The following is a 10,463-nucleotide window of genomic DNA, read 5'->3' as shown; positions in this document are numbered from 1 at the left end:
ATAATTGAGAGGCTAGGACTTTTGTCCCAGCCTCGTGTTTTAGCCTACAAAAGCATTGATTTCTGCTTCGATATTTGCAATTTTTTCTTTAGCATCTGCTTCAGATTCACCAACTGTAGCGATGTAGAATTTGATTTTTGGTTCTGTACCTGAAGGACGAACGGCAAACCATGAATCATCAGCCAAGATGTATTTAAGAACGTTGCTTGGAGGAGTTGTCAATTTTTCAACGCCGTCAGCAGTAGTAGCTGTTTGTTCCAAGAAGTCTTCTGTCTTAGCAATGTCTGTATTGTTAAATTGTTTAGGAGCATTACCACGGAATTTATCCATGATTTTCTTGATTTCAGCAGCCCCGTCCACACCTGAAAGGGTAACAGAGATGGTTTTTTCTGCGAAGTAACCGTATTGTTTGTAGATTTCTTCGATACCATCTGCCAAAGTCATACTACGTGAGCGGTAGTAAGCTGCGATTTCAGCAACGATAAGAACGGCTTGGATAGCGTCTTTGTCACGTACGAATGGTTTGATCAGGTAACCGAAGCTTTCTTCGAAACCAAGCATGTAAGTATGGTTGTGTTGTGTTTCAAATTCATGGATTTTTTCACCGATAAATTTGAAACCAGTCAAGACGTTAAACATTGTTGCGCCGTAGCTTTCTGCAATCTTAGTCACCAACTCAGTTGATACGATTGATTTACAGAGGGCAGCATTGGCAGGAAGGGTACCAGCTGTTTTGTGAGCTTCAAGAATGTATTTAGCAATGATCGCTCCGATTTGGTTACCAGAAAGGTTGAGGTAAGAACCATCTGGTTGGCGGATTTCAACACCAAGGCGGTCAGCATCTGGGTCAGTTGCAACCAATACATCAGCGTCTACTTTGCGGCCAAGTTCTTCAGCAAGAGCAAAGGCAGCTTGGTTTTCAGGGTTTGGAGATTTAACAGTTGAGAAGTCAGCATCTGGAACAGCTTGAGCTTCAACAACTTGAACAGCTTCAAATCCAGCTTGGGCAAGAGCACGACGAGCCAACATTTCACCAGTACCATGAAGTGGAGTGTAGACAATCTTCATGTCGCGACCGTATTCATTGATCAAGTCTTGGTTGATGTTAACGCCTTTCACTTCTTTCAAGTATTCAGCGTCGACGTTTTCACCGATAACTTCAATCAGACCGCTAGCCTTGCTTGCTTCAAGGTCAGCCAATTTCACAGCGAATGGATTTTCGATAGCACGGATGTAATCTGTCAATGCATCAGCATCTGCTGGAGGCATTTGTCCACCGTCTTCACCGTATACCTTGTATCCGTTAAATGGAGCAGGGTTGTGGCTAGCGGTTACCATGATCCCAGCAAATGTGTGGAGGTGACGAACAGCAAATGACAATTCAGGTGTTGGACGTAGGCTTTCAAATACATAAGATTTGATCCCATGAGCAGCCAAAACTTGAGCAGATTCAAAAGCAAACTCAGGAGAGAAGTGACGGCTGTCGTAGGCGATCGCAACACCGCGTTTCTTCGCTTCCTCACCTTTTGAGTCGATCAATTGGGCCAATCCTTCAGTTGCTTGGCGAACAACATAGATATTAATACGGTTAGTACCAGCACCGATTAATCCACGCATACCAGCTGTACCGAATTCTAGGTTGGTATAGAAGGCATCTTCTTTTGTTTTTTCATCCATTGCGACCAACTCATCACGAAGGTAAGCTGGTAATTCAGCAAAGTTGAGCCATTTTTGGTAGTTTTCTTGATAGGTCATGCAAGCGTCTCCTTTTTGCTTATAATTTAATCGCTTACATTATAGCAAATTTTTTCAGAAAATTCTAGCGATAATTGTAAATCTTTTCAAAAAAATAGAGCTAATTCACCATCAAAAAAAGCCAAGATAAATTGGTCTTGGCTTGAAAGGTTATTTTAATTTTTCAAGAGATGGAACGACTGCACTGGTAATGAGTACTGTCGCAATGACTTCGATGAGTGAGTTAGTAGAGACAATCAAGCCAAGGAAATGTTGAATCCCCCCTCCAAAACTGTTGCCAAAGAAGAAATAAATCCCACTTAGAACGAAAACAGTATTGGTCATAGAGCCGACAATTCCAGCGATCACAAGTCCAGTACGATTACGAATCCAGCGATAGACGAAGTAAGGGGTTACCCCGATGAGAATCCGAGGGACTATGGCAATGATAAGGGAGTAGAGATTCCCGTGAGGGACAAAGGGACTAAAGAGATAGCTGGCTGGTGTTAAAACCAAGGTATTCATAGTGAGGCTAAAGAGTCCCATGAGGAGTCCTAAGATAGCTCCAATTCGTGGACCGTATATGATAGAGGCGATAACGACAGGAATATGAACCAAGGTTGGTTGAATTCCTGATGGAACAAATTGCAGAATGAAAGATGTCACAAAGTGAATGGTGATCATCACCGCAAAAAAGATGGCAATTCGTGAAATAGAAGATGATTTTCTCATAAACAATTCTCCTTAACAGTTTCTACAATAGTTTCTACAGGCGCTAGAGCTCCAGCACCTTTGTCCCCACAAGCAAGAACAGCATCACGAGGTTGGATAATCTGGTAACCATAGTCTTGTATGAGTTTTAGATTTCGTTGGGTAGCGGGATGTTCTAGCATTTTTGTATTCATAGCAGGGGCCAGTAATTTTTTAGTTCTTTGTGGCAAGGCTAGAGCTGTGCTTGTGACCATATTATCTGCCAGTCCCATAGCCAATTTAGCAATGGTATTGGCACTGGCTGGCGCGACAAGAAAGAGGTCAGTTTCTTTCCCAATGTCGATGTGCTCGATCCGCCGTGGATCGTCTTCCACCATAACATCTAGCCCTACTTGGTTTTTTGAAAGAACTTGCAAGGTTAAAGGGGTGATAAATTTTTGGGCTGAAGGAGTCATGAGGACCTTCACTTCAAATCCCAATTTGGTTAGTTGGCTGGTAATATCAGCAGCCTTATAGGCGGAAATACTACCGGTAACCGCTAAAGTAATGTGTGTCATATGTTCCTTTTTATTTGATATAACGTAGGATAGCCTCTGCGATTTCTGTTTTCGTAGAAGCTTCTAGGACCTGATCATCTGTCACTAGATAGGCTTGATGCTGACCGTTCTGAATCTTGGTCAGATCATTGGCAACGATCATGCTGGCATGATTTTTAACCAAGCTTTCACGCGCTACATGGATCAACTCTTCAGAAGAAACGTCGACTAAAAGCTTAAAGCCGATCAGTTGAATAGCAGGGTTCCATTCTTTGACGAGCGAGATAATCTTGGGATTTTTCTTTAGAAAGAGCACTTGGTATTCTTCTTTGGAAGAAATTTTCGGTTCCTGATTTTCGCGATGGATAAAGCTATGAAGGTCTTGAGCCTTCTCAACTTCCTCAAGGCCTGTCATGTAAACAGGTGTGTAGTCTGAGACTGCCATAGCGTGAATCAAAACCTGATGATGAGGGACTTCCGTTTTCATTTGTGTGAGAAGTTCTTCGACATTCTGGATCAATAGAAGTCGAAGCTGTGGATGAGGATCGGGTTTAAGCGCGGTAGGCGTTGTGATCAAGGTCACCTGATGTCCCTTTGCAAGAGCCATTTCTGCAAGAATTTTCCCTAGGCTCCCGGTGGAATGATTGGTAATCGAACGAACACTATCAATGGCTTCGCTCGTCCCGCCTGATGTAATTAAAATATGCATATGCTTATTATACATAAAAAAGATACGTAAGTAAAGTTCTTAAGCTATTAGGATTAGCTATGTGTAGCCATAAAATTTAGATAAAAAACGAACGTTCGATTCAAAAGGTGGAAAAAATATGTTATTTTCGCGAATTTTAGGTATAATAGATCTATCAAATATAAAGGAGTCCCTTATGAAAACAGATATCGAAATTGCTCAAAGCATTGAACTCCAACCGATTGTGGACGTTGTTAAGAAAATTGGTTTGGTAGACGATGATCTTGAATTGTATGGAAAATACAAGGCGAAATTGAGCTTTGATAAGATTCGTGAAGTTGAGAAAAATCCAGTAGGAAAACTTATCTTAGTCACTGCGATCAACCCAACTCCAGCTGGAGAAGGGAAATCAACCATCACCATTGGTCTAGCAGATGCTTTGAATAAAATCGGTAAAAAAACCATGATTGCCATTCGCGAACCTTCTTTGGGTCCAGTTATGGGGATTAAAGGTGGTGCTGCTGGTGGTGGTTATGCCCAAGTTCTACCGATGGAAGACATCAACCTTCATTTCACAGGGGATATGCATGCGATCACAACGGCTAATAACGCTCTCTCAGCATTAATTGATAATCATTTGCACCAAGGAAATGAGCTAGGTATTGACCAACGTCGGATTATCTGGAAACGGGTAGTGGACTTGAATGACCGCGCTCTTCGTCATGTTTCTGTCGGTCTTGGCGGACCTTTAAATGGGATTCCGCGTGAAGACGGTTTTGATATTACCGTTGCTTCTGAGATCATGGCCATCCTTTGCTTGGCGACAGATATTGAAGATTTGAAACGTCGTTTGGCCAACATCGTTATTGGTTACCGTTATGATCGTAGTCCAGTTTATGTCCGTGATTTGGAAGTGGAAGGGGCTCTTGCCTTGATTCTCAAAGATGCGATTAAGCCAAACTTGGTTCAAACCATCTATGGAACGCCTGCCTTTGTTCACGGTGGTCCATTTGCCAATATCGCCCATGGATGTAACTCTGTATTAGCAACGACGACAGCTCTTCATTTAGCAGACTATACGATTACAGAAGCAGGATTTGGTGCTGACCTTGGCGCTGAAAAATTCCTTGATATTAAAACTCCAAACTTACCTACATCACCAGATGCAGTCGTAATCGTAGCGACACTCCGTGCCCTTAAGATGAACGGTGGAGTGACCAAGGATGCTTTGACTGAAGAGAATGTAGAGGCTGTTCGTGCTGGTTTTGCCAACTTGAAACGCCACGTTGAAAATATCCGTAAGTTTGGCATTCCTGCAGTGGTTGCCATCAATGAATTTATCACCGATACAGAAGCAGAAATTGCTGCTTTGAAAGAATTGTGTGCTGAAATTGATGTACCAGTTGAGCTTGCGAGTGTATGGGCGAATGGTGCTGACGGTGGAGTTGACCTTGCTGAAACCTTGGTTCAGACCATCGAAACAAGTCCAGCTAACTACACACGCTTGTATGATAACAACCTTTCTGTTGAAGAAAAAATTGAAAAGATTGTTACAGAAATTTACCGCGGTACTAAGGTGAATTTTGAGAAGAAAGCCAAGACACAAATTGCCCAAATCGTGAAAAATGGTTGGGATAAGTTGCCAATCTGTATGGCCAAAACACAATATAGCTTCTCTGATAATCCAAATGCCTTGGGAGCTCCTGAAAACTTTGAAATCACTATCCGTGAAGTGGTTCCAAAATTGGGAGCAGGCTTTATTGTCGCTTTGACTGGGGATGTCATGACCATGCCTGGTTTACCAAAACGTCCAGCTGCTTTGAATATGGATGTGTCTGCTGATGGAACAGCCATCGGTTTGTTCTAATAGCTAGATATCTAAAAACAACTTCTGTTCAAATGAGCAGAAGTTGTTTTGGTCTTGTTAATCAATCATTATTCAGTAAGGAGTTGGTACCTGATTTTTCGATAGATTATGATGAGCTGTAGGGTCATGGGAATCCAGATAAGGGGTTCGCAGAGAATGACCCCCATGTAGCCGGTGTGAGGAATAATCCACAGAACGAAGAAAATTTTTCCAAACAATTCAATAAAACTGGATGTGAGTGGGGTTAATTTTTTACCCATTCCCTGTAGGGCATTTCTCAGGATGATGAGACTCGCCAAAATAGGATAAAAGCAAGAGCTGATCTGGAGATAAAGACTGGCATTTGCAATGAGATCAGGATTTGTCGAGCCGGAAATAAAGCTGGTTATAGACGGACTTGTGAAGAATAGAAGAGCAGCAACCAAGACAGACCAAACCCAAGAAAGAAGGTTGGCAATGGTAACGCCTTTTTTGATCCGCTGGAATTGCTCTGCGCCAAAATTCTGCGAGATAAAAGTTGTGATACTTGAGGCGATAGCTGTAATCGGTAAAACGGCAAAGGACATGATGCGACGGGCTGCGACCTGTGCACTGATAATGGTTGTTCCAAGCTGATTAATAGCGGATTGGAGGATAACCGTTCCGATCGAAACGATGGAAGTCATGAGGCCCATGGCAAGGCCCTGACTTAGCAGATCCTGATAAAGCTCCTTGTCCCAAACAAAATCCTTGCGATGCGGGAGCAGAAAAGGGACCTTCTTACGAATATAGAGAAGACAAAGAAGGGCCGAAATACCCTGAGCAATAATGGTTGCAATCCCAGCAGATTGAACTCCAAGATGAAGTTGGGTTATAAAATAAAGATCGAGAAGAATATTGAGAATGGCAGCGATAATCAGGAAGTAGAGTGCCGCTAGACTATCGCCAACCGCTCTAAGAAGTCCGGCACAAAGATTATAGGCAAAGGTCACAGCCACACCATTAACAATGGTAGCGATATAGAGATAAGACTGAGACACAATGGCTGATGGGGTCCCTAAAAACTGGAGCAGGGGATAAAGTCCGACAGCGCCAATGAAGATCACAAAGAGACTGAGGATGCAACCAATAATAGCAGTTGCGGCGACTGATTTTCGTAATTGGTCTTCGTTTTTAGCCCCATAATTTCTCGCGATAATAATCCCCATCCCATTGCCAACACCGACAGCAAATCCAACAATCAAATCAAAAATAGCAGAGGTTGCCCCAATGGCGGCCAAAGATTTTTGACCTAAAAAACGCCCTACAATCATGACATCTGAGGTATTGTAGAGTTGTTGGAAGATATTGGATAAAAGAATAGGAAAGGCAAAACTCAAAAGAGCGGGTAAAATAGGACCATTTATGAGATCTACACGTTGAATTCTTTTCATAGTGTCATTATACCAACTTCAGTAACCAGCGACAAGCATCGGTAGTTGAATCCCCTTACATTTTTTGGTATAATCAGGGCAGAAAAGGAGGCTTTTATGAGCTTAACCAGCCAATTAATCACGGAAACGTTCCCAGATCTGGACAAGGTCGAGAGGCTGAATATCGAGGCATTTCCAGAAGAAGAGCGAGTTCCTTTGTCGGAATACCTGAGTTATACGGACAATGACGATGCTAATTTTTTTGCTTTTTATAACGAAGAAGAATTTGTAGGATTTGCTTTTTCTATCTATAATCAGAAAGTTTTTTATGTTAGCTTCTTTGCCATTATGCCCCACCTACGTAGCCACGGTTATGGTCAAGAAATCATTGAAAAATTGGTAGAATTTTACCAAAGAACCATGATTCTTGAAGTGGAACGTTTAGATGAAGAATGTGACAATCTAGAGCAACGTCAGTCTCGGATGGATTTCTATAAGCGTAATGGTTTTAAAACTGCTAATGCTTTTTTAGAATACGAAGGACTGAGCTTTGAAATTCTCTATCGGGGTGATCACTTTGACGAAGAGGCTTATCGCGATATTTTCCGTAAACTGCAGGAAGAAAATTATTTCGATTTCCGCATTAAATATAGACGCTTTAGTGACCACTAGAAAAGAAAGAGAGTGGGACAGAAATCGGTAATTCGTTAGAATTCGATTTCGTCGTCCCTCCTCCGCACAGTTGAGTAGGGCTATAAAAGCTGATGAAATCAGCGTAGTAGAGCCCATCAACCACTGCGTCTTGCTCGACAATCCAAAAATAATTGAGAGGCTAGGACTTTTGTCCCAGCCTCTTTTAGTTTAGATATAGCATTAAGAACTCAATCAGTTTCATGATTTGTGTAAAGAACCAAGGCAGAAACAGAAGAGCTAGGAAGGCAACATGCCATTTCCAATAGAGTGAAACCAAGCCGACGGTTTCTCGAATCCAAGCGGATGGGAGATAGTAAAAAGCTGTTCTTGAACCGATACTTCGACCAGGTATTTTCAATCGTCTCATAAAGACACCTGCACGGAGCGCGTGAAAAGAATTGGTTACTACAAGGACTCTCTTGCCCAGCCCCTCTTTTTCAAGGATACGCTTGCTAAAGGTCAGGTTTTGAAAAGTAGTACGAGAGCGATTCTCGATGAGAATGGCGTATTCAGGAACCCCATGTTCCATTAAGTATCTGGCCATAGCTTCCGCCTCAGCGATCAGCTCATCTGACCCTTGGCCACCAGAAACAATCAGCTTTGGTCGTCCGTCGAACTGCTCATAAATGGCCTTTCCCTTATCAAGACGCTGGGCCAAGAGTGGGGGAACCTTGTCTCCGATCAAACCTGAGCCAAGAATGATAATGGCGTCCGGCTCTTTGCGAACTGGAAAGAGATTGCAAAAGGTCCCGTAGGATACATAAGAGAGGTAGAGAAAGGTCATGTAAAATAGGGCAAAGTCAGTCAGATAAATGAGGATGTCATTCCCTGGGAAATAGGGTAGAAAATGTAGTGCCAAAGCTCCGATAATAAACAGTCCATAGAGCAGCGATAGGAGGTTGGCCAGTCTTTTTCCTTCAAAAAGCATCATTTGACGGCCGTTAAAGAGAAGAAAAAGAGAGGAGAAAATAATGCTGAGAAAAACGAGGATGGAAATCACCACAAAGACAATCATTGCAATTTGTTGATTAAACCATAGCTCAGTTCGAACGACTAGTAAAAATGCAGAAATCAGTAGAAGAAGCCCTAGGTTTATCGAAAATAGATAAGCATTGAACAGTCTTCTGCGATCACTCATAAAGAACAATAAAAAGATAAGAGCTGGAAATAACCAGAATAGATATAGATACATGTTTTGCACCTCGTAAAATCTTACATCCATTGTACCATAATGACTGATAGAACTAGCGGATTGTTCATGCAAATAAGTTGCTTTCTTCAAATGAATTTGATAAAGTTAAGATTATCGTTTTTTTAAGGAGATAGTATGTTACGAAAAGGTTCCCTGACAGGTTTATTACTGTTCGGTATTTTTTTTGGTGCTGGAAACCTGATTTTCCCACCGGCTCTTGGTGCTTTATCGGGTAATCAATTTTGGCCAGCTATTGCTGGGTTTGTCCTTTCAGGCGTGGGAATTGCCATTGTGACCTTGATTATCGGGACACTTAATCCCAAAGGATATATTCATGAGATTTCTCGTAAGATTTCACCTGTTTTCGCGATTGTATACTTAGTTGCGCTGTATCTTTCGATTGGTCCTTTCTTTGCCATTCCAAGAACGGCGACGGTATCTTTCGAAGTGGGGATAGCCCCCTTATTAGGTGGAATGAATGCCAGTTTAGCACTTTTCATTTTTACCCTGGTCTATTTTTTGCTAGCCTTTCTGATTGCTTTGAATCCATCTAAGATTCTAGATCGGATTGGTCGTATATTGACCCCGATCTTTGCGATTCTCATTTTGATCTTGGTCGTTCTTGGGGCTCTGAAATACAGTGGACATGCTCCAATGGTGGCCACAAAAGCCTATCAGGCATCTGCCTTTGGGCAAGGATTTTTAGAGGGGTACAATACCTTGGATGCCTTGGCATCTGTTGCCTTTAGTGTGATCGCAGTGACTACCTTGAATCAACTTGGATTTTCAAGTAAGAAAGAATATATCAAGACCATTTGGTTGGTTGGAATTGTTGTAGCCCTTGGTTTTAGTGTGCTGTATATCGGTTTAGGATATCTGGGGAATCATTTTCCAATTCCGGCTTCCGTTATGGCATCTGATAGCAATAAAGGGGTTTATGTATTATCAGAAGCGACCAAAGCGATCTTTGGTCCGACTGCTCAGATTTTCCTAGCAGGAATGGTGACGGTAACTTGCTTTACCACAACCGCTGGTTTAATCGTCTCTACTAGTGAATTCTTCCATAGCACCTTCCCTAAGGTTTCTTACAAGGTCTATGCAAGTGTCTTCACTCTGATTGGTTTTGCGATTGCAAACCTTGGCTTGAATACCATTATTGCTTTCTCATTGCCGGTCTTGATGATTCTTTACCCAATCACCATTACCATTGTATTGATTGTGATAGTGAATAAATTTGTGGCTCTTTCAAAACCAGGAATGCAATTGACTATTTTCTTGGCTAGCTTGGTCTCTGTTGCAAGTGTTCTGGCAAGTACCTTTAAAATTTCTCTAGTAGAAAAGGGGATTGCTTTGCTTCCATTTGCGGCTCAATCTCTTCCATGGTTAGTGCCAGTAGTCATCGGGATTCTTTTATCGCTCGTATTACCAAATAAACAAACAGCAGAAAAATAAGTTATATTAGAAACTCTAAAGTTTTGTGCTTTAGAAATAGATTGAAGATAATATCCTCTTAGAAACTTTCCTTAGGTGAGTACGGACGTCAGCGAACTTCATAGAAGTTCCATGACTTAGTTTTGAATCTAAGGTTTCAAAACTCCCGAGTGCTAGAAACATCACTGTTTCTAGCACTTTTCTCACGGCGGAAAGTTTC

General features: G+C 41.9%; 9 protein-coding genes. 3 read left to right on the top strand and 6 right to left on the bottom strand.

Going from position 1 to position 10,463, the window contains the following annotated elements; all coding sequences use genetic code 11:
- Nucleotides 1-39 precede the first annotated feature (39 nt).
- From HMPREF3002_RS07220 to HMPREF3002_RS07205, 4 genes are all read right to left on the bottom strand, one after another.
- Nucleotides 40-1,755 carry a phospho-sugar mutase gene (locus HMPREF3002_RS07220; RefSeq protein ID WP_070665857.1) on the bottom strand — a complete coding sequence of 572 codons (1,716 nt, stop codon included), beginning with the start codon at nucleotides 1,753-1,755 and terminating at the stop codon, nucleotides 40-42.
- Between the two features lie 150 nt (nucleotides 1,756-1,905).
- Nucleotides 1,906-2,466: an ECF transporter S component gene (locus HMPREF3002_RS07215; protein ID WP_045759407.1), complete on the bottom strand. Its 561-nt coding sequence runs from the start codon at nucleotides 2,464-2,466 to the stop codon at nucleotides 1,906-1,908.
- Entirely contained in the window at nucleotides 2,463-3,002 is a 540-nt protein-coding gene (gene coaC, locus HMPREF3002_RS07210; protein ID WP_070665853.1) for a phosphopantothenoylcysteine decarboxylase, read from the bottom strand. The genes HMPREF3002_RS07215 and coaC overlap by 4 nt, the downstream gene beginning before the upstream one ends.
- 10 nt (nucleotides 3,003-3,012) lie before the next feature.
- Nucleotides 3,013-3,690 carry a phosphopantothenate--cysteine ligase gene (locus HMPREF3002_RS07205; RefSeq protein ID WP_070665851.1) on the bottom strand — a complete coding sequence of 226 codons (678 nt, stop codon included), beginning with the start codon at nucleotides 3,688-3,690 and terminating at the stop codon, nucleotides 3,013-3,015.
- Between the two features lie 175 nt (nucleotides 3,691-3,865).
- Here HMPREF3002_RS07205 and HMPREF3002_RS07200 point away from each other — a divergent pair, with 175 nt between their 5' ends.
- Nucleotides 3,866-5,536 (top strand): formate--tetrahydrofolate ligase, encoded by a 1,671-nt coding sequence (locus HMPREF3002_RS07200; protein ID WP_070589043.1) that lies wholly within the window; start codon nucleotides 3,866-3,868, stop codon nucleotides 5,534-5,536.
- 68 nt (nucleotides 5,537-5,604) lie between these two features.
- Here HMPREF3002_RS07200 and HMPREF3002_RS07195 read toward each other — a convergent pair whose 3' ends face one another.
- Nucleotides 5,605-6,948, bottom strand: a complete 1,344-nt coding sequence (locus HMPREF3002_RS07195) for an MATE family efflux transporter (protein WP_013903533.1) — start codon at nucleotides 6,946-6,948, stop codon at nucleotides 5,605-5,607.
- Between the two features lie 96 nt (nucleotides 6,949-7,044).
- On the opposite strand from HMPREF3002_RS07195, the gene HMPREF3002_RS07190 reads away from it, so the two are divergent.
- Entirely contained in the window at nucleotides 7,045-7,599 is a 555-nt protein-coding gene (locus tag HMPREF3002_RS07190; protein ID WP_070594565.1) for a GNAT family N-acetyltransferase, read from the top strand.
- A 184-nt stretch (nucleotides 7,600-7,783) separates the two neighbouring features.
- Here the strand turns inward: HMPREF3002_RS07190 and HMPREF3002_RS07185 are convergent, their stop codons facing one another.
- On the bottom strand, nucleotides 7,784-8,812 hold the full coding sequence (locus tag HMPREF3002_RS07185) for a YdcF family protein (protein ID WP_070665850.1): 1,029 nt from the start codon (nucleotides 8,810-8,812) through the stop codon (nucleotides 7,784-7,786).
- Nucleotides 8,813-8,947: 135 nt separating this feature from the next.
- Here HMPREF3002_RS07185 and brnQ point away from each other — a divergent pair, with 135 nt between their 5' ends.
- Nucleotides 8,948-10,264 (top strand): branched-chain amino acid transport system II carrier protein, encoded by a 1,317-nt coding sequence (gene brnQ, locus HMPREF3002_RS07180; protein WP_070665849.1) that lies wholly within the window; start codon nucleotides 8,948-8,950, stop codon nucleotides 10,262-10,264.
- Nucleotides 10,265-10,463: the final 199 nt, after the last annotated feature.

The sequence above is a fragment of the Streptococcus sp. HMSC065E03 genome (genome assembly GCF_001815045.1).
Taxonomy (GTDB): domain Bacteria; phylum Bacillota; class Bacilli; order Lactobacillales; family Streptococcaceae; genus Streptococcus; species Streptococcus parasanguinis_AD.
This window is presented reverse-complemented; position numbering and strand designations above follow the sequence as displayed.

Bases quoted from the DNA above. Each gene is read 5' to 3' on its own strand.
- HMPREF3002_RS07200 (WP_070589043.1), top strand. From the start codon at position 3,866: ATGAAAACAGATATCGAAATTGCTCAAAGCATTGAACTCCAACCGATT.
- HMPREF3002_RS07185 (WP_070665850.1), bottom strand. From the start codon at position 8,812: ATGTATCTATATCTATTCTGGTTATTTCCAGCTCTTATCTTTTTATTG.
- coaC (WP_070665853.1), bottom strand. From the start codon at position 3,002: ATGACACACATTACTTTAGCGGTTACCGGTAGTATTTCCGCCTATAAG.
- HMPREF3002_RS07190 (WP_070594565.1), top strand. From the start codon at position 7,045: ATGAGCTTAACCAGCCAATTAATCACGGAAACGTTCCCAGATCTGGAC.
- HMPREF3002_RS07195 (WP_013903533.1), bottom strand. From the start codon at position 6,948: ATGAAAAGAATTCAACGTGTAGATCTCATAAATGGTCCTATTTTACCC.
- brnQ (WP_070665849.1), top strand. From the start codon at position 8,948: ATGTTACGAAAAGGTTCCCTGACAGGTTTATTACTGTTCGGTATTTTT.
- HMPREF3002_RS07205 (WP_070665851.1), bottom strand. From the start codon at position 3,690: ATGCATATTTTAATTACATCAGGCGGGACGAGCGAAGCCATTGATAGT.
- HMPREF3002_RS07215 (WP_045759407.1), bottom strand. From the start codon at position 2,466: ATGAGAAAATCATCTTCTATTTCACGAATTGCCATCTTTTTTGCGGTG.
- HMPREF3002_RS07220 (WP_070665857.1), bottom strand. From the start codon at position 1,755: ATGACCTATCAAGAAAACTACCAAAAATGGCTCAACTTTGCTGAATTA.